Below are 19,370 nucleotides of genomic sequence, written 5' to 3'. Positions count from 1 at the left end.
CGCGAGATCAACGAAATGGCTGCTGCAGAAGCGCAGTCACGCGGTGATTTCGGCGAGGTCGATCAGACGCTGGTGCTCCAGCGCTGCTCGATCCGGCCGAAATGCCAGATGGCCAGAGCCACGACCCAACTGGCCACGAAAATGCCGACGATCGCGAAGCCGGCGAATTCCAGGTCCGCCGCGCCGATCAGGGCGAGCGGTCCGGAGGTGACACCGAGTCGTTCGACCAGCAATCCGGCCAGCACGATGACGCCGACAACGAGCGCGACGATCACCGACAGCACGGTGACGGTCAGGTTGTAGTAGACCTTGCGGATCGGCTGCAGGAACGCCCAGCCGTACGCGCGCGCCATGAAAATGCCGTCCAGGCTGTCGAACAGGCTCATCCCGGCGGCGAACAGGACCGGCAGCACCAGGATGGCGTACCACGGCAGCGTGAACGCCGCTGTTCCGGCCGCGAGAACCAACAGCGCCACCTGGGACGCGGTGTCGAAGCCGAGACCCATCAGGAAGCCGACCGGATACAGGTGCCACGGCTTGTTGACCCGCCGCATCACCCGGCCGAGCAGCCGGGCCAGGAATCCGCGTTGCTGCAGTTGACGTTCCAACTCGGCCTCGTCGAATTCACCGCTGCGCATGGCGCGGAACACCTTGGCGATACCCACCGCGGCAACCAGATTGGTCAACCCGATCAGGATGAGGAACGTCCCGGCCACCAGCGAACCGATCAGTCCCAGGGTCTGCAGCATCGGTGAGCCCTCGTCCTGCACCGGGCCGACAAGGGCCCTGACCCCGAGCGCCAACAGGAAAGCAAGCCCGAAGACCACGCTGGAATGCCCCAGCGAGAACCAGAAGCCCGACGACAGCGAGCGGGTGCCCTCCCCCACGAGCTTTCGGGTGGTGTTGTCGATGACGGCGATGTGGTCGGCGTCGAAGGCATGTCGCACGCCCAGCAGATAGGCGGTCACCCCCAGACCGACCCCGAACACTCCGGCGGATCCGAGCGTGATGTGTTGCGGTGCGACACCGAAAACCAACACGCCCCAGCCAAATACGTGCAGCAACAGCACGACACCGGCCATCGTGGCGATCGACATCCAGTCGGCGCGGTCCAATCGAGCGGGTCCAGTGATCGTTTCGGTCGGCGCGCCGATGGTCATCGGCCGAGCGTAGGGCTCAACGTGTCATCTGTCTATGTGAACAGATGAAAGTCAGCCGTGCCTGGCACCGATCCAATGCAGCAGGTCGTGCACGATGTCGTCGTCAAGCCGATACCTCACCATCCGCCCGACGCGGGCCGAACTCACCCATCCTTGGTCGCGCAGGACCCGAAGCGCCTGAGAGACCGCGTTCTCGGACCGGCCGAGCGCGGCGGCCAGATCGCTCACGCAGATATCCGGCGCCCGGTGCAGGCTGAGCAGGATCTCCAACCGATGCGGGTCGGACAGCAGGTCGAAACGCTGTGCCCATGCCGGCGTATCGACATCGGCCAGAGCCGACGACGCACGCGCTACCTGGGTTTCGTTCCCGGGCTGGTCCACCGTTCGAATCTAGTCCAGGAAGCCGTGCAGCAATGCCGACGATCCCCCGACATGGGCCAGCATGGCCGCCGCGGCCCGCTCGCTGTCCCCGGCCAGGATCGCCATGACGATCGCCTCATGCTGTTCGTCGGAGTGGGCGATGTTGCGGGACAACAGCGGGATCCGATCCAGCAGGGCGTTGAGCCGCATCCGGTTCTCGGCCACCAGCGGCACCAGCGACGGGGAGCCCGCCGCCTCGGCGATGGCCAGGTGCAGACGCGAGTCCAGCCGGCGGTAGTCGTCGGGTTCGGCAGCGCGGACATCGGCCAGCCTCGACCACAATCCGTCCCGCTCGGCCGCGCTCAAGGTGCGACCGGCCGCCATCCGCGCCGCCCCGACCTCCAGAATCTCGCGCAACCGCAGTGCATCGTCGATCTCCTCGCGCGTCGGGCGCGGCCCGTCGGCGGTGTGCCGGGGCAACTCGGCTGCCAGGAATGTGCCGCCGTACCGCCCCCGCTTGGACACCAGGTAACCGGCGTCGGCAAGCGATTTGATCGCCTCGCGAACGGTGTCGCGGCTGACGCCGAGGCGTGCGGCGAGTTCACGCTCGGGCGGCAACGACTCCCCCGGACCGAGCACTCCCAGCCGAATCGTCTCCAACAGCCGGCCGACGGTGTCCTCGAACGCGTTGCCCAGCCGGACCGGACGCAGCAGTGCACCCGTGGCCGCCTCCCCGGCCAGCCGCGAATCAGATGACCCGGCGGTCGGTTGCTGTGGATCCGGTTCGGCTGTCATGGCGACTTACCAGGGTGTCACAGAGGTGTCACGTACGCGGAGCTGATGCCACCGTCGACCAGGAACGTCGAGCCGGTGATGAACGACGCGTCTTCACTGGCCAGGAACGCGACCGCGGCGGCCAGTTCTTCTGGCTCGGCGAAGCGGCCCAGCGGTATGTGCACCAACCGCCGCGCGGCGCGCTCAGGGTCCTTGGCGAACAGCTCCTGCAGTAGCGGGGTGTTCACCGGGCCCGGGCACAGGGCGTTGACGCGGATGCCCTGGCGCGCGTACTGCACGCCCAGCTCGCGCGACATCGCCAGGACGCCGCCCTTGGAGGCGGTGTAGGAGATCTGCGAGGTGGCCGAACCCATCACCGCCACGAACGACGCGGTGTTGATGATCGAACCCTTACCGGCCGGAACCATGTGACGCAGTGCCGCCCGGCAGGACAGATACACCGATTTCAGATTGATGTCCTGCACCCGCTGCCAGGCCGGCAATTCGGTGTTCTCGATCAGGTCGTCCTCTGGCGGGGAGATACCGGCATTGTTGAAGGCGATGTCGACCGAGCCGAATGTGGCCGCGGCGGTGTCGAAGAGGTTGTCCACCGCGGCCTCATCGGCCACATCGACCTCCACGAACAATCCGCCGAGATCGTCGGCCGCGGCCTTTCCGGTGGTGGGATCGATGTCGCCCACCACGATCGTGGCCCCTTCGGCCCGCAGCCGCTTGCCGGTCGCCAGCCCGATACCGCTGGCACCGCCGGTGATGACGGCGACCTTGCCGGCCAGGCGTTGGGTCAGATCCATCTGTTGCTCCTCTACTGCGAATCTCTACTGTGAGTCTTGGACGGCGATGAAGACGTTCTTGGTCTCGGTGAAAGACAGTGGCGCGTCGGGCCCCAATTCGCGTCCCAGCCCGGACTGCTTGAAACCGCCGAACGGTGTGTTGTAGCGCACCGACGAGTGCGAATTGACGCTGAGATTGCCCGATTCCACCGCGCGCGACACCCGGAGGGCGCGCGAGAGATTATCGGTCCAGATCGAGCCCGACAGCCCGTAGGGGGTGTCATTGGCGAGCGCGATCGCGTCGGCCTCGTCCTCGAAGGCGAGCACCGTCACCACCGGGCCGAAGATCTCCTCGGTCACGGTGCGGTCGCTGCGCTGCGGCGTCAATACCGTTGGCGGGAACCAGAACCCGGGGCCATCGGGGGCGCTGCCCCGGAATGCCACGGGGGCGCCGTCGGGCACGTAGGCCGACACGGACTCCCAGTGCGGACGTGAGACCAAGGGCCCCATCTCGGTGTCACGCGCCGTCGGATCCCCCACGGCAACACCCTTGACCGCCGGTTCCAGCAGTTCCATGAATCGGTCATAGACACTGCGCTGCACCAGGATCCGACTACGCGCACAACAGTCCTGCCCAGCGTTGTCGAAGACCCCGTACGGTGCGGTGGCGGCAGCCTTCTCCAGATCACAGTCGTCGAACACGATGTTGGCGCTCTTGCCGCCCAATTCCAGTGTCACACGCTTGACCTGAGCCGCCGCGCCGGCCATCACGCGCATCCCCACCTCGGTGGAGCCGGTGAACACCACCTTGCGCACGCCGGGATTGGTGACGAACCGCTCACCCACCACGGAACCCCGGCCCGGCAGCACCTGGAACAGATCCGGGTCCAGACCGGCCTCGGCCGCGAGTTCACCGAGCCGGATGGAGGTGAGCGGTGTCCATTCGGCGGGCTTGAGCACGACCGCGTTCCCGGCCGCCAACGCCGGGGCAAAGCCCCACGCGGCGATGGTCATCGGGAAGTTCCACGGCGTGATGATCCCGACGACACCCAGCGGCTCGTTGAACGTGACATCCAGCCCCCCGGCCACCGGGATCTGCTTGCCGCTCAACCGTTCCGGGGTGGCCGAATAGAACTGCAGGACATCCCGGACATGCCCGGCCTCCCATTCAGCCTGACCGATCGGATGCCCCGAATTGGCGACCTCCAGGTTGGCCAGCTCGTCGATGTGGGCGTCGACGGCGGCGGCGAACGCGCGTAGCGCCGCAGCCCGCTCGGCCGGAGCCAGCCGTGCCCACGACCGTTGCGCCACGGCGGCACGGGCCACCGCATCGTCGACGGCACCCACGTCAAGGTGCTCGACGGTGGTCAACACCTGCTCGGTGGCGGGATTGACGACCTGGCTGGAAGTCATGAGATCCTTTCTGTCGCATAGTTTCTGGCGGCATCGACCACGGCGGCGAACAGCCGCAGGTCGTCAAGGGTTTCCTCGGGGTGCCATTGCACGCCGACCACGAAGGCGTCGCCGGGCACCTCGACAGCCTCGATCACGCCGTCCGTGTCACGGGCGCTGACCACCAGGCCTTCACCGAGCCTGTCGATGGCCTGGTGGTGATAGCACTGCGCGTCGGATGTCTCGCCGATCAGCCCGGCCAGCCGGGTGCCGGGCACGGTGTGCACGGCCGACGTGCCGAACACCGCATTGCCCTTCTGATGGTGGGTGTGCCCGATCACGTCGGGCAGATGCTGGTGCAGGGTGCCGCCCAGTGCGGTGTTGAGCACCTGGGCTCCCCGGCATACGCCGAGCACCGGGATGCCGCGCCGCAGTGCAGCTTCCAGTAGCGCGAACTCCCAGTCGTCGCGCGCGGTGGCCGGCTCGTTGGTGGCCGGATGCGGCTCCTGTCCGTAGCGCGCCGGGTCAACGTCCGGCCCCCCGGTGATCACCAGGCCATCGACGCTGTCGAGCACCCGGTCGGCGATGTCGTGGTTCACCGGCTGCGGCGCCAACAGCACCGCAACGCCGCCGGCGCGGGTGACACCTTCGAAGTAGATCTGGGGCAGGAAGCTCGCCTGCACATCCCACACCCCGGTCTGCGCCCGCTGCAGATACGTCGTCATGCCGAGGACGGGGCGGACCGGGCTTGCACCCATCTCAGAGCCGCTCAAAACCACGTACCCTTTCCCAGTCGGTCACCGCAGAGTTGAAGGCCGCCAGCTCAACCCGCGCGTTGTTGAGGTAGTGCTCGACGACGTCGTTCCCGAACGCGGTACGCGCCACCTCGGATTTCTCGAACAGCTCGGCCGCCTCGGCCAGTGTGGTGGGTAACCGTTGCGCCTCACTGGCATAGGCGTTGCCCGGCAACGGATCGGTCAGCTTCAGCTCGTGATCGATGCCGTACAGACCGCCCGCGATCAGCGCCGACACCGCAAGGTACTGGTTGACGTCGCCGCCGGGCGCCCGGCATTCCACCCGCATGCCGGAGCCGTGGCCGACCACACGCAGCGCGCAGGTGCGGTTGTCCAGACCCCAGGCGATGGCCGTGGGCGCAAAGCTGCCCTCGGCAAACCTCTTGTAAGAGTTGATGTTCGGCGCATACATGAGCGTCAGCTCGCGCAACGTGGCCAGCTGGCCGGCGACGAAACTGCGAAACATCGGCGACATCCCCTGGGGGTCGTCCTGGTCGGCGAACACCGGGCTGCCGTCCTCGCCGCGCAGCGAGATGTGGATGTGGCAGCTGTTGCCCTCGCGCTCATCGAATTTCGCCATGAACGTCAGGCTCTTGCCGTGCTGCTCGGCGATCTCCTTGGCACCGTTCTTGTAGATGGTGTGGTTGTCACACGTGGTGCGGGCGTGGTCGTAGCGGAACGCGATCTCCTGCTGGCCCAGGTTGCACTCGCCCTTGACGCCCTCGCAGTACAGCCCGGCGCCCTCCATACCGCGCCGGATGTCGCGCAGGAGCGGCTCCATCCGGGTCGATGCCATCACGGCGTAGTCGACGTTGTAGTCGGTGGCCGGGGTCAGGTCGCGGTAACCGGCAGCCCAGGCCTCTCGGAACGTGTTGTCGAACACCATGAATTCGAGCTCGGTACCGACGTAAGGGATCAGCTTCCGCTCGGCCAGCCGGTCGATCTGGCGGTTGAGGATGCTGCGCGGCGCTTGCTCGACCGGGCGACCGTCGAGCCACGACAGGTCCGCCATCACCAGCGCGGTGCCGGGTAGCCACGGGATCAACCGCAAGGTGGTGAAGTCGGCGGTCATCACCATGTCGCCGTACCCGGTGTCCCAACTCGACATCGAGTAGCCGCCGACCGTGTTCATGTCGACATCTACCGAGAGCAGATAGTTGCAACACTCGGCGCCGTGCGCGGCGACCTCCTCGACGAACAACCGGCCGGAAACCCGCTTGCCCGTGAGCCGGCCCTGCATATCGCAAAAGGCGACGATCACGGTGTCGACCTCACCGGCCGCCACCATTTGCTCCAGGTCGGCCTTTGCCAGCATGCCGGGGTTCTGGCTCATTGCGCACCCTCCTGCCCGTGTGGGGACTCGCCGGCCAACCCGCCCTCAAGCCGACCATTGCCTCGCGTATGACGTGACGATCGTGCACCGAATTAGCATGATTGTCACGCTCAAAAGGTAGGACAACAGACCAATAACGCCCTATTCTCCGTGTTCAGCGCAGATTCATCCGCTCAACCCGCCCGCATCACGAGGAGCCGCCATGCCCGAGGGCCACGAAGAACCGACCGCTCAACTCAGTGACGACGAACAACATCTCGCCAAGCTCGGTTACGTCCAGGAACTCCAGCGGTCCTGGTCCGGATTCTCCAACTTCGCCATCTCGTTCTCGATCATCTCGATCCTGGCGGGCTGCTTCACCTCATTCGGACTCGGCTGGAACAACGGCGGGCCGGCCGCCATCGCCTGGGGGTGGCCGATCATCTCGGTCTTCATCCTCATCATCGGGTTCTGCCTGGCCGAACTCGTCTCCGCCTATCCGACCTCGGGCGGAATCTATTGGTGGGCATCCAAACTGGGCGGCCCCAAGGCCGGCTTCTACACCGGCTGGCTCAACCTCATCGGCCTGATCGCGATTCTGGCGTCGGTGTCCTACGGCAGCGCGACATTCCTGGACCTGACCCTGGGCACCTTCAGTGAAACCTGGCTGGCCGGTTACAGCCTGACCCGGGTTTTCATCATGTTCCTGATCATTCTGGCGGCCTCGGCCGTGATCAACATCTTCTCGTCGCACCTGCTGGCGGTCATCAACAATGTCTCGGTGTGGTGGCACGTCGCGGGCGCCACCGCTGTGATCGCCATCCTGTGGCTGCTGCCCGACCAACACGCCGGGGTCTCCGAGGTTTTCGCCAAGACCATCAACAACTCCGGGATCTTCTCCGGTTCCACGTCCGGTTGGGGCTTCCTGCTTTTCGTGCTGCCGATCTCGGCAATCCTGACGCAGTACACGATCACCGGTTATGACGCGTCCGCGCATCTGTCCGAAGAGACCAAGAGCGCGGCCAATGCCGCCGCGAAGGGGATTTGGCAGTCGATCTTCTACTCGGCGATCGGCGGCTGGATCCTGTTGCTCTCGTTCCTGTTCGCGGTGCAGAACTCCGATGAGGTGTCGGCCAACGGTGGGGCGGTGGCGACCATCTTCACCCAGGCGCTGGGATCGAAGTGGGCCGGCGTGGTGCTGCTGATCGCCACCGCCGGTCAGCTGTTCTGCACCACCGCCTGCCAGACCAGCGCCTCGCGAATGTTGTTCGCGTTCAGCCGGGACCGAGCGGTCCCGGGACACCAGCTGTGGTCGAAGGTCAACGCGACGCGCGTACCGGCCAACGCCGTCATGATCACCGCGGTGATCGCGGCGATCATCACGCTGCCCGCCATCGTGCCCGTGAAAATTCCCGTCAACGGCGTCGAGGTGCCCTCACCGGTGGCGTTCTACGCGGTCGTCTCGATCGGCGTGGTGGGGCTGTACCTGTGCTTCGCAGTGCCGATCTATTACCGGTGGAAGGCGGGCGACTCCTTCGAGCGGGGCCGCTGGAACGTCGGCAACAGATACAAGTGGATGGCACCGGTGGCGATCATCGAGATCATCGTGACCTCGATCATCGCGATGTTTCCGACGTCGCTGGGCGGCATGCCGTGGGACCCGAGTTTCCATTGGAAGTTCGTGAATTACACCCCGCTGCTGGTCGGCGGCGTGCTGGTGCTGCTGTTCGTCTACTGGCACGTGTCGGTGAAGCACTGGTTCACCGGGCCGATCAAGCAGGTGGAGGCCCCGGCCGCTGGCCTGCCCCGCTGATCACCCGAGCAGCTCACGGATGTCGGAGGCGGAGATGGTGGAGCCGAACAGATCTCCGTCGTCGACGACGGCGGCGAACAGGGCCCGCTTGCGGTCCTGCAGGGCGACCACCTTCTCCTCGATGGTGTTCTCCGCGACCAGGCGGTAGACGGTCACCGGCCGGGTCTGCCCGATGCGGTGGGCCCGGTCGACGGCCTGCGCCTCGGCGGCCGGGCTCCACCACGGGTCGCACAGGAAGCAGTAGTCGGCGGCGGTGAGATTGAGCCCGAATCCGCCCGCCTTCAGGCTGATCAGAAACACCTGCTTGGTGCCGTCACCGAATTCCTCGATGGCTCTGGCCCTTCCGTCGGAGTCGACGGAGCCGTCAAGGTAGCTGTAGGCGATACCCGCCGAGTCCAGGTGTGCCCGCACGATGGCGAGGAATCCGGTGAACTGGCTGAACACCAGCGCGCTGTGCCCCTCGGCGACCAGCTGATCGAGTTGTTCGACCAGGAAGTCGATCTTGGCCGACCCCACCGAACGTGCGGAGTCGTCGACCAACCCCGGATGCAGACTCAATTGCCGCAGCAGGGTCAGCGACCGGAAGATCTGGAACCGGTTCTTCTCCCAGTCCCCCAGCAGCCCCAGCACCTTCTGCCGTTCCCTGGCCAGTCGGGTGTCGTAGATCTTGCGGTGTTTGGCGGTCAAGCCGATGGTGAGAACCTGTTCACTCTTCGGCGGAAGCTCGCGGACCACCTGGCCTTTGGTGCGACGCAGCAGCACCGGCTTGATCCGCCTGCGCAGTACCGGGAGCAGATCGTCGGCCGAGCCCGACTCGATCGGCTTGCGGAAATACGTCTCGAACACCTTCGGTGACGGAAACAGCCCGGGCACCGTGATCGACAGCAGCGACCACAACTCCATCAGGTTGTTCTCCATCGGGGTGCCGGTGATCGCCAACTTGAACGGCACGTCGAGGAGCCGCGCGGCCTGATGGGTCTTGCTGTCGTGGTTCTTCACGAACTGCGCTTCATCGAGAACCATTCCGGCCCATTGGATCTGAGAGTATGCGGCGACATCCATGCGCAGCAGGGTGTAGGAGGTGACGACGATATCCGCCTCCGCCACCTGCTCGGCCAGTCCCACTCCGGCCCGCGCGTCGGTAGAGGTGATCACCACCGCGTTCAGACCCGGGGTGAACTTGCAGCACTCGGCCACCCAGTTGCGCGCCACGCTGGTCGGTGCCACCACCAGGAACTTGCCGGCCCCGCCCGCCACGGCACGGGCGATGAGCGCCAAGGTCTGCACGGTCTTGCCCAGACCCATGTCGTCGGCGAGCACTCCGCCGATTCCGTTGTCCCACAAGAACGACAGCCAGTCCAGCCCGTCACGCTGGTAGTCACGCAATTCGGCATCGAGGCCCGCGGGCAGGTCGACGGGGACCGGCGGGCGGGCTGCGGCCAGCCGCGCCAGGTTGGTCCGCCACCGGGCGAGTTGCTCGTCGACGACACCGAGCTCGAGAAGCTCGTCCCACAGGGTGATGTTCATCGAGGCGGCATTGACCCGGTCCCCGTCGATCTCGCCGAGCGCGCGTGCCTCGTCGAGCAGGGCTCGCAACCGGACCAGCTCGGGGGTGTCCAGCCGGAAATAGATGCCGGACGGAAGAAGCATATGGGTTGCGCCAGAGGATAATTCGCGGATCACCTCGGCCAGCGCCACGGTCTCGCCGTCAACGCTCACCGTGACGTTGAGGCTGAACCAATCGCCCGGAAGCGAGGTGTCCCCGGCAAACGTCAGCACCGGATCGGCGCCGGCCGCGCGGTATCGCTCGTCGGCATCGACCGTCAGATCGGCGAAACAGTCCAGCTGGGGCAGGGTTTGATCGCACAGCACGGCAGCCTCCACGAGGGTGAGGTTCACGCCGCCCAGCAGCGTCTGCCGGGACGCCACGGCGACCGCATCCCGGGCGCTCTGCGCGTTGACGATGGCCCGCATCTCGTGGACTGCATCGGTGTCCAGCGTCGTGGTGATACGGCGGTTCACATGCTGTGCCGCTTGCCTTTTCCAGTCCTGCGCGGCCGCTGCCACCGCCTGCAACGCGGGCATCACCCGCTGCCAGAGTGCCTGTTCGGCGGCAGCATCGCGGTAACCGATCAAACCCGCCGACGACATCGGGTCGAAGTCGTGATGCTGATCGTTGACCTCGTACCGCGTACTCCAGAACGCCCGTGCGCCGCCGTCGACCACCTTGACCGTCAGCGCGGGAATCGGACCCGTGATGGTCGGCGGGACGAACAGACCGTCTGCGACTTCGGTGTCCACGGTGCCCGCCAGGCGCGGCAGGATGTCGACGGCGAGTTCGCGCGCCATGTCGGCCGGGATGTGCACCTGCTCGTGATGCCCGAGCAACTCGGCCATGGTGCGCCCCGGCACCGGGTCGAAGGCGCCAAGGCGCAGCACCGAATCGACAACCTGAAACATTCCGTGCGGAGCGGGCATCCCGATCAGCCCGACGCCGTCAGGGTCGCTGTCCTCGCCGTCGACGATCAGCGCGACCGACATCACGGCACCGCCACCGTTGTCGGCGGCGAAATCCAACCGCAGGTGGACGTTCTTGACCAGCTCGACCGCGCGGATCCCGCTCGAGTCGTCGGCCAGAACCGTCACGCCCGCATCCAGCGCCTCGTCCAGCCGGGGCCACAGGGTGGCCGGCATTCCGTTGAGCAACATCCCCTCGCTGCCGCGCGACGGGTAGTACCGCTCCATCTCCGACACCAGTGCCCGCACCGCCCGGTACTGGTCACGGTCGAACTCGCCCGCGTCGGGATGATCCATGAGGCGCCGCCACGTCAACGCCCGGGAGATCCAGTTGCCCCGTTTCCCCATCGTCAGCGGGCGCAGCATCAGCAATGTCCCCGGGCGGTAGCGCGTCGGGGTGCCCACGGAGAACTCCAGCGCGATCGGTTTGCCGCCGCCCGCGGGAACCGCCACCTCGTCGAGCACCTTGTCCAACACGTAGCGCCAGCGCTCGACCGCCGGGGCGGCCGGGTCGGCGGGCGAGGCCGCCGTCACCAGGGCGACCGCGTGTTTGCAGAACGAGCCGACCGGGCATGAACACAGAGCCCATTCGACGACAGCCCGGCTGCCCGGTGACAGCCCGACCTCAAGGACATAGAGCTGACCATGCGAACCCACGCACCGTCCACGCAGCAGGTGCTCGTCGTCATCGAACTCGATGTCACGCACGCGGCCTTCGGCGGCATAGCGCTCACCCCGCACGGTCGCCTGCGCGCCGAAATCGCGAATCAGCTCGTCACGAGCTATCCGGAAGCCGAATCCAGGCCTCATGCGAGGAGAATACGGCTGCCTGCCGACAAGACCGGGACACGCCGTCGCGACGGGCCGACCCACCTTGGTTGCGACACCGCAGCGAGATCCTTGTAGGGTCGATATCGATGTGTGGAGCCGCCGGGGAGGTGCGTCTCGATGGCCGGACACCGGATATATCAGCGGTGTCGGCCATGGCTGACGCGATGGCACCCAGAGGTCCGGACGCGGCCGGTGTGTGGTCGCAAGGCCGGGTCGCACTGGGTCACCGCCGCCTGAAAATCATTGACCTGACCGAAGCGGGCGCCCAGCCCATGGTCGATCCCGAACTCGGGTTGACCGTTTGCTGGAACGGCTGCATCTACAACTACCAGGAGTTGCGCCGCGAACTGTCCGGGCACGGGTACCGGTTCTTCTCGCACAGCGACACCGAAGTGTTGCTCAAGGCCTATCACCACTGGGGTGACCGGTTCGTCGAGCACCTGATGGGGATGTTCGCGTTCGCGATCGTCGAGCGCGACACCGGCCGCGTCCTGCTGGGTCGCGATCGGCTGGGCATCAAGCCGCTCTACATCACCGAGGACACGCACCGGATCCGGTTCGCGTCCTCACTGCCCGCCCTGCTGGCCGGCGGTGGCGTCGACACCCGGATCGATCCGGTCGCGCTGCACCACTACCTCACGTTCCATTCCGTGGTCCCACCCCCGCTGACGATCCTGCAGGGCATCAAGAAGGTGCCGCCCGCATCGGTGGTGGCCATCGAACCCGACGGCAGCCGGCACACCACGGTCTACTGGTCACCGGACTTCACCCGGCAGGCCGACCGGGCCGACTGGTCGGAACGGGATTGGGAGGACGCGGTACTTGAGTCGCTGCGGCGCGCGGTCGAGCGCCGGCTCGTGGCCGACGTGCCCGTCGGATGCCTGCTGTCCGGCGGTGTCGACTCCAGCCTGATCGTCGGACTGCTCGCCGAGGCCGGCCAGCACGGCCTGTCCACCTTCTCGATCGGCTTCGAGTCGGTCGGCGGGGTGGCCGGTGACGAGTTCAAGTACTCCGACATCATCGCCGAACACTTCGAGACCGACCATCACCAGATCCGCATCGGCACCGACCGCATGCTGCCCGCACTCGACGGCGCCATCGCCGCGATGAGCGAGCCGATGGTCAGCCATGACTGCGTGGCCTTCTATCTGCTCAGCCAGGAAGTCGCCAAGCACGTCAAGGTGGTGCAATCGGGGCAGGGCGCCGACGAGGTCTTCGCCGGGTACCACTGGTATCCGCCGATGGCCGAACCCGGCGCAGCCGGCCTCGAAGGCTCGGTGTCCAGTTACCGCGGCGCATTCTTCGACCGGGACAGCACCGGCGTGGGCGCGCTGATCAGCCAGGCATACCGGGCCGACGGCGATCCCAGCGGGGTGTTCGTCACCGAGCATTTCGCCGCGGCGGGAGCGCAGACCGGTGTGGACCGGGCGTTGCGTCTGGATACCACCGTGATGCTGGTCGACGACCCGGTCAAGCGGGTCGACAACATGACGATGGCATGGGGCCTGGAAGGCCGGGTGCCGTTCCTCGACCACGAGCTCGTCGAGTTGGCCGCCACCTGCCCTCCGGGCCTGAAGACCGCCTACGGGGGCAAAGGCGTGCTCAAACAGGCTGCGCGCCGGGTGATTCCGGCAGCCGTGATCGATCGCCCGAAGGGCTACTTCCCGGTTCCGGCACTGACCCACCTCGAGGGGCCGTACCTGGACATGGTCCGCGATGCCCTGTATGCGCCAGAAGCCAAGGAGCGCGGTCTGTTTCGCCCCGAGGCCGTCGACCGGTTGCTGGCCGACCCGAACGGCAGGCTCACCCCGCTGCGGGGCAATGAGTTGTGGCAGATCGCGCTGCTCGAGTTGTGGTTGCAGCGCCACGGTGTGACGGGGGCCGCGGCGTGACCGCAACTGATCATGATGCATCGGCAGACTCGCTGGGCGCCGATCACACCGAGGCGATCACGCTGGGCCTGCACGACGCGTCCCCGCAACACCTGGTTGACGCCATGGCCGACGACGTGGTGCTCGAACTCGGCTGGGGCCGTCTCATATTCGGGCAGACCTTCGCCGACCCCGAACAACTTGCCGAGGTGTTGCAGCAGGAGGGCCCCGGCCGGCGGGACATCTGCATCTACGCCCGTGAATCGCACGTGCTCATCGCCCGCTCCCCCGCCGAGTTGTTCATCGACCCGAGCCACACCTACCGGTTGCGGTTCACCGACGAGTTCACCGCCGCAGAACCCCTAGGGTTCACCGTGCGCACTCTGCAGACGCCGAGCGACGCCGACGCGATGAACCGTGTGTACGTGCGGTGCGGAATGGTGCCCGCCCCGGTCGACGTCATCTGGCACAACCACACCCTGACGCCGGCAGTGGTCTACCTCGTCGCGGTGCGCGACGACGACGGCTCCGTGGTGGGCACGGTCACCGGCGTCGACCACAAGCGGCTGTTCGCCGACCCCGAGGACGGCTCGAGCCTGTGGAGCCTGGCCGTGGACCCGGCGGCCGGACTGCCCGGCGTCGGGGACGCGCTGACCCGGACCCTGGCCGGAATCTTCCGTGAGCGCGGCCGGGCTTATCTGGATCTGTCAGTGGCACATGACAATTCCGCGGCCATCGGGCTCTACGAGAAGTTGGGGTTCCAACGGGTGCCGGTGCTTGCCGTCAAGCGCAAGAACGCGATCAACGAGCCGTTGTTCACCCACCCGCCCGAAACGGTCGACGATCTGAATCCGTACGCGCGCATCATCGCTGACGAGGCGATGCGTCGCGGCATCCGGGTCGAGGTGCTCGACGCGGGCGCGGGCGAGATGCGACTGTCTCATGGCGGGCGCACAGTCATCACCCGAGAGTCGCTGTCGGAGTTCACTTCCGCGGTGGCCATGGCCCGGTGCGACGACAAGCGGCAGACCCGTCGGATCGTTTCGGAGGCCGGCATCTCGGTGCCCAAGGGGCGGCTGGCGACTTTCGACCACGAGGACCACGACTTCTTGTCCGAAGTCGGCGATGTGGTGGTCAAGCCCACCCGCGGCGAGCAGGGTAAGGGCATCACCGTCGGGGTGGACGGCAGCGACGAGTTGGACGCGGCGTTGCACCGGGCCCGCGAGCAGTATCCCGAGGTGCTGATCGAGCAGCGGGCCGCCGGCGACGATCTTCGCCTGGTGGTGATCGACGGCAAGGTGGTGGCCGCGGCTATTCGCAGGCCCGCCGAGGTCGTCGGCACCGGACGGCACACCGTGGGCGAGTTGATCGAGGCCCAGTCGCGGCGCCGGTCGGCGGCCACCGGCGGAGAATCACGCATCCCGATCGACGACGTCACCGTGGGCACGGTCGCCGATGCCGGCTGGTCCTTCGACGACGTGCTGCCCGAGGGCGAGCGCCTGCGTGTGCGCCGAACGGCGAACCTGCATCAGGGCGGGACCATTCACGACGTCACCGCGGAGGTGAACGCCGAGCTGTGCCGGGTCGCCGTGACCGCCGCCGCGGCCATCGGTATCCCGGTGACGGGGATCGACCTGCTGGTACCCGATGTCACGGGCCGGGAGTACGTCTTCATCGAAGCCAATGAACGGCCGGGCCTGGCCAATCATGAGCCGCAGCCGACGGCCGCGGCCTTCGTGGACTTTCTGTTTCCGCAGCAGCCGGGGTTGCCGCAAGCCTGGACGCCTTCCGAGGCGGCTGACTGAGCGCTCGCGCGAAGGCAGGCCGCCGAGTATCAAGCCCAGTGGCGGCTGACTGAGCGCTCGCGCGAAGGCAGGCCGCCGAGTATCAAGCCCAGTGGCGGCTGACTGAGCGCTCGCGCTATTCACCAACTGCTGGTGCGCAGCACGATCTCCGCCGCGAGCTGGGCGGTCGAGTCGCCGGCGTTGCGGCGGCCCGCTATCTCCACCAGCCGGAAGTCGCCGTACACATAGCGCTGGCTGGCCTTGGCGACGGCGCGGGCCGCGGGTGTGCTGACGAGCACCGTGGTGTTCATCTCCACCGGCGGGCATTCGTCGTCGCGGATCGTCCCGGTGGCATCGGCGACCCGAGGATGGCCGCGATCCACCACCACCAGACCGATGAACTTGTCCAGCCGGGTCGCGGCGAGCTCCCAGGCGAGTTCTCCCCCGAGCCGGTCGCCGACCAACAGCGCCCATTTGATGTTGAGTGAATCGAGAATGCCGACCACCGACTTGGCGGTCAGGCGCGGATCGGGACCGATGATCACAGTGCGCAGCGAAGCGGTGTGAAGGCGCCGGCAGATCGGCTCGTATGCGGCCGGGCCGTGATGGCCTGCGCTCAGCACCACCACGGTGGAACCCTTCTCGGGCCCCGAGACGTCGACGGGTGTGGTGTATCCGTCGATCGTCGCGACGGTCGTAAGCATTCGGACAAACTACCGCCCAGTAGCTGCGGGCGGGCGGGAATCAGCATTGTCCTGACGCCTGCGTCAGCGGGCGGTAAGACGCTCGGCCTGCATACCGAAAACATCCAGAAATGTCTGCGGCAATGCACCTTTGGCGACGATCGACGGATTCGGCGTGGGGAACGCGATGCCGAAAACCGCCCAGTTGCCGACGTTTTCGAAGGCGAAGAAGATGCTCTGCTCACTAGCGCCCAGCCGCATGGTCTGCTGATAGGCCAACGCCGACGGACGCGGTGCGCTCAGCTTGGTGGTGGTCATCGGGATGCCCTTGTCCGCGGGATCGAAGTACGTGGAGAACTTCGCGCAGCGCTCCGCCGTAGCCGCCAACTGATCCAGCGGCAGTGGCGAGGTCATCACGGTCAGCACCATGCGCGCACCGTCGTAGGCGGCGATGATCTGCACCGCACTGCCCGGACCCCGCTCGGCGGATCCGGCGATCACTCTGGTCAGCCCGTCGCTGCAACCGGCCGGTGTGGACAGCATCGGCGACGGACCGCCGGGCTCCGCCGGGCCCGCGCCGTCGTCGGTGACCCGATCGACCTGCACGCCGGGCGGAAAGTCGGCGGGTGTCAGCAACACCTTCTCCATGGTGGCGCCGGGCCAGGTGGGCGCACCGGCGATCACCGACGTACAGCCGGAGAGGAATAGGGCGGCCAACCCCGCCAAAGCTGCCACCCGTCGATGGCACCGAATCATCTGCCCAGGTTACCGGGGCGGAGTGACGAGCGCAGTGCTCATCGTGGGCCGCGGCGGCGTCCCGTGCTGAACGAGGTCGAGCACTGCGTCGATGTCGAGATGGGCGGCCAGTAGGTCGGCCATCAGGTCCAGCTGTGCATCGCGGCGACCGCTGACGTCGGTGTCGTCGGCAACCACGAATCCGTCACGCCCGGCACTGTCGGCGATCTCGGTCAGCCAGGTCCGGCGCAGCCGGTCGTTGTCGAGCAGGCCGTGCCAATGCGTGCCGTATACCGCGCCGCGGCGCAGCCCCACCCCGAGCCAGTCCTCGGCGGCCGCACGCGTCACCTGACCATGATGAATCTCGTAGCCCCACAAGGGCTCTTCCCAATGCCGTAGGGTTTTCTCGGCGGCGAACTCGATGTCGGCGTCGAGCAGACCCAAGCCCTCGACGCAGACCGCCGCGGACGCTCCCGCTTCTACGGCGTCCTCGATGCGACGGCACAACATCTGGAACCCGCCGCACACCCCGAGTACGGGCCTGCCCTGCGCCGCGTGGGCGCGGATGGCCTCGGCCAGCCCGCGTTGTCGCAGCCAGGCCAGATCGTTCACGGTGGCCTTGCTCCCCGGGATCACCACGAGGTGTGCACCGGCGAGGTCGGCGGCGTCGGCGACCCACCGCACCTCGACACCCGGCTCGCATGCCAGTGCCTCGATGTCGGTGGAGTTGGAGATTCGGGGCAGTCTGACCGCGGCGACAGTGAGTGTCTGGGTGCCGTGGGGCGCTTGCGGTGTCCCCACCATGCCTCCCGGCCGGACCGAAACGGAATCTTCTGTGTCCAGCCAGATTCCGTCATCGAACGGGATCACCCCGTAGGTGGGGCGACCGGTCAGCTCCTGCAGTCGGCGCAACCCGGGTTCCAGCAGGGCCGGGTCGCCGCGGAACTTGTTGACGATGAAGCCGGCGATGAGCGCCTGATCCTCGGCGTCCAGGACCGCCACGGTGCCGTGCAGGTGGGCCAGCAGGCCGCCACGGTCGATGTCGCCCACCACGACCACCGGCAGGTCCGCGGCGCGGGCCAGCCCCATGTTGGCCAGGTCGGTGGCGCGCAGGTTGATCTCGGCCGGCGAGCCCGCACCTTCACAGATCACCACGTCGTATTCGGATCGCAGCGAGGCCAGCTCCTCGGCGACGACCGTGGCGAGCCGGTCTCGGTGGGTGAAGTAGTCGCCCGCGGCCACGGTTCCGGCCACCTGTCCCCTGATCACCAACTGCGAGGTGCGGTCCCCGCCGGGCTTGAGCAGGATCGGGTTGAACCGGGTGCTGGGCGCCAGCCCAGCCGCACGGGCCTGCATGGCCTGGGCGCGGCCGATCTCGCCGCCGTCGACGGTGACCGCCGAGTTGTTCGACATGTTCTGCGCCTTGAACGGCGCCACGGACAGGCCCTTACGGGCCAAGAGCCGACAGAGCCCGGCGACGACCATCGACTTGCCGGCGTCGGAGGTCGTCCCCGCGACCAGCAGCGCCCCGCTCATTTTTCTGGCGCGAGCAGACGTGAAACCCCCCAAAATCCAGGGTTTGAGGGGGTTTTGACGTCTGCTCGCGGGAGGAGTCTCACGGCAGGGTCAGGATGTCGGCGCCGTCCTCGGTGACCACCAGGGTGTGCTCGAACTGAGCGGTCCATTTGCGGTCCTTGGTCACCACGGTCCACTCGTCGTCCCAGATTTCGTAGTCCAGTGAGCCCAGGTTGATCATCGGCTCGATGGTGAACGTCATCCCCGGCTCCAGCACGGTCTCGACCGCCGGCTGGTCGTAGTGCAGCACCACCAGCCCGTTGTGGAACGTGGTGCCGATGCCGTGGCCGGTGAAATCACGAACGACGTTGTAGCCGAACCGGTTTGCGTAAGCCTCGATGACCCGGCCGACGATGGAGAGCGCCCGCCCCGGCTTGACCGCCTTGATGGCGCGCATGGTCGCTTCGTGTGTGCGCTCGACGAGCAGCCTGTGCTCCTCCGAAACGTCGCCGGCCAGGAAGGTGGCATTGGTGTCGCCGTGCACGCCCTCGATGTATGCGGTGACGTCGATGTTGACGATGTCACCGTCCTCGATGACGGTCGAGTCCGGGATGCCGTGGCAGATCACCTCGTTCAGCGAGGTGCAGCAGGATTTGGGAAAGCCCTTGTAGCCCAACGTCGATGGATAGGCACCGTGGTCGATCATGTAGTCGTGGGCGATGCGGTCGAGCTCGTCGGTGGTGATGCCCGGCGCCACGGCCTTGCCGGCCTCGGCCAGGGCGGCGGCCGCGATGCGTCCCGCCACGCGCATCTTCTCGATCACCTCGGGGGTCTGCACCCACGGTTCGCTGCCCTCGCGCACGGTGGGCTGCCAGGCATATTCCGGCCGCGGGATCGACTTGGGTACCGGCAGGGTAGGTGAGACCACACCGGGGCGCAGGGCGGTACGAACAGGCATGTGCACAGCTTAATCGCCGCCCCATCGGGCCAGGGCGCTGCGGGGAGACCACGAGAGAGTGCCGCTCTCGGTTATCGGTA

Annotated in this window: 15 protein-coding genes; 3 read left to right on the top strand and 12 right to left on the bottom strand. The window is 66.9% G+C overall.

Annotated features, from left to right (window positions below; translation table 11 throughout):
- Positions 1-62: 62 nt before the first annotated feature.
- From nicT to QQ25_RS13360, 7 genes are read right to left on the bottom strand one after another with little or no spacing between them, the layout of a single operon-like run.
- Positions 63-1,160 (bottom strand): Nickel transporter NicT, encoded by a 1,098-nt coding sequence (gene nicT / locus QQ25_RS13390; protein WP_039379070.1) that lies wholly within the window; start codon positions 1,158-1,160, stop codon positions 63-65.
- A gap of 51 nt (positions 1,161-1,211) precedes the next feature.
- Positions 1,212-1,541: an ArsR/SmtB family transcription factor gene (locus QQ25_RS13385; RefSeq protein ID WP_039319072.1), complete on the bottom strand. Its 330-nt coding sequence runs from the start codon at positions 1,539-1,541 to the stop codon at positions 1,212-1,214.
- A 9-nt stretch (positions 1,542-1,550) separates the two neighbouring features.
- Positions 1,551-2,315, bottom strand: a complete 765-nt coding sequence (locus tag QQ25_RS13380) for a FadR/GntR family transcriptional regulator (protein ID WP_039379069.1) — start codon at positions 2,313-2,315, stop codon at positions 1,551-1,553.
- Positions 2,316-2,332: 17 nt separating this feature from the next.
- Entirely contained in the window at positions 2,333-3,106 is a 774-nt protein-coding gene (locus tag QQ25_RS13375; RefSeq protein WP_039379068.1) for a 3-oxoacyl-ACP reductase, read from the bottom strand.
- 24 nt (positions 3,107-3,130) lie between these two features.
- On the bottom strand, positions 3,131-4,498 hold the full coding sequence (locus QQ25_RS13370; RefSeq protein WP_039379067.1) for an aldehyde dehydrogenase family protein: 1,368 nt from the start codon (positions 4,496-4,498) through the stop codon (positions 3,131-3,133).
- Positions 4,495-5,235: a gamma-glutamyl-gamma-aminobutyrate hydrolase family protein gene (locus QQ25_RS13365; RefSeq protein ID WP_039379066.1), complete on the bottom strand. Its 741-nt coding sequence runs from the start codon at positions 5,233-5,235 to the stop codon at positions 4,495-4,497. The genes QQ25_RS13370 and QQ25_RS13365 overlap by 4 nt, the downstream gene beginning before the upstream one ends.
- Position 5,236: 1 nt before the next feature.
- Positions 5,237-6,604, bottom strand: a complete 1,368-nt coding sequence (locus QQ25_RS13360) for a glutamine synthetase family protein (protein WP_039379065.1) — start codon at positions 6,602-6,604, stop codon at positions 5,237-5,239.
- Positions 6,605-6,806: 202 nt separating this feature from the next.
- Between QQ25_RS13360 and QQ25_RS13355 the strand changes: the two genes are divergently transcribed.
- A complete protein-coding gene (locus QQ25_RS13355) occupies positions 6,807-8,396 on the top strand; it encodes an amino acid permease (RefSeq protein WP_039319059.1) in 1,590 nt (529 codons plus the stop codon).
- Here the strand turns inward: QQ25_RS13355 and QQ25_RS13350 are convergent, their stop codons facing one another.
- Positions 8,397-11,723, bottom strand: coding sequence for a DEAD/DEAH box helicase (locus tag QQ25_RS13350; RefSeq protein WP_039379063.1), 3,327 nt, complete (start codon positions 11,721-11,723; stop codon positions 8,397-8,399). It lies immediately after the preceding gene.
- Between the two features lie 107 nt (positions 11,724-11,830).
- Here QQ25_RS13350 and QQ25_RS13345 point away from each other — a divergent pair, with 107 nt between their 5' ends.
- Both QQ25_RS13345 and ngg read left to right on the top strand, forming a co-directional pair.
- The gene (locus tag QQ25_RS13345) at positions 11,831-13,636 is read left to right on the top strand and encodes an N-acetylglutaminylglutamine amidotransferase (protein WP_039319053.1); all 1,806 of its coding nucleotides are present in this window, start codon (positions 11,831-11,833) and stop codon (positions 13,634-13,636) included.
- Positions 13,633-15,420: an N-acetylglutaminylglutamine synthetase gene (gene ngg / locus QQ25_RS13340; protein WP_052235808.1), complete on the top strand. Its 1,788-nt coding sequence runs from the start codon at positions 13,633-13,635 to the stop codon at positions 15,418-15,420. Before QQ25_RS13345 ends, ngg begins: the two co-directional genes overlap by 4 nt.
- 119 nt (positions 15,421-15,539) lie before the next feature.
- Here ngg and QQ25_RS13335 read toward each other — a convergent pair whose 3' ends face one another.
- The 4 genes from QQ25_RS13335 to map form a co-directional block, all read right to left on the bottom strand.
- A complete protein-coding gene (locus tag QQ25_RS13335; protein WP_039319050.1) occupies positions 15,540-16,103 on the bottom strand; it encodes an alpha/beta fold hydrolase in 564 nt (187 codons plus the stop codon).
- 63 nt (positions 16,104-16,166) lie between these two features.
- Positions 16,167-16,838, bottom strand: coding sequence for a hypothetical protein (locus QQ25_RS13330; protein ID WP_052235807.1), 672 nt, complete (start codon positions 16,836-16,838; stop codon positions 16,167-16,169).
- Between the two features lie 9 nt (positions 16,839-16,847).
- A complete protein-coding gene (locus QQ25_RS13325) occupies positions 16,848-18,353 on the bottom strand; it encodes a cobyric acid synthase (protein ID WP_039319046.1) in 1,506 nt (501 codons plus the stop codon).
- Positions 18,354-18,432: 79 nt separating this feature from the next.
- Complete coding sequence (map, locus tag QQ25_RS13320) at positions 18,433-19,290, bottom strand: type I methionyl aminopeptidase (protein WP_039379061.1); 858 nt, start codon at positions 19,288-19,290, stop codon at positions 18,433-18,435.
- Between the last annotated feature and the right edge of the window lie 80 nt (positions 19,291-19,370).

The sequence above is a fragment of the Mycolicibacterium setense genome (assembly GCF_000805385.1).
In the GTDB taxonomy this organism is placed as follows: domain Bacteria; phylum Actinomycetota; class Actinomycetes; order Mycobacteriales; family Mycobacteriaceae; genus Mycobacterium; species Mycobacterium setense.
Note: the sequence above shows the minus strand (reverse complement) of the source record. Positions and strands in the feature narration are given on the sequence as shown.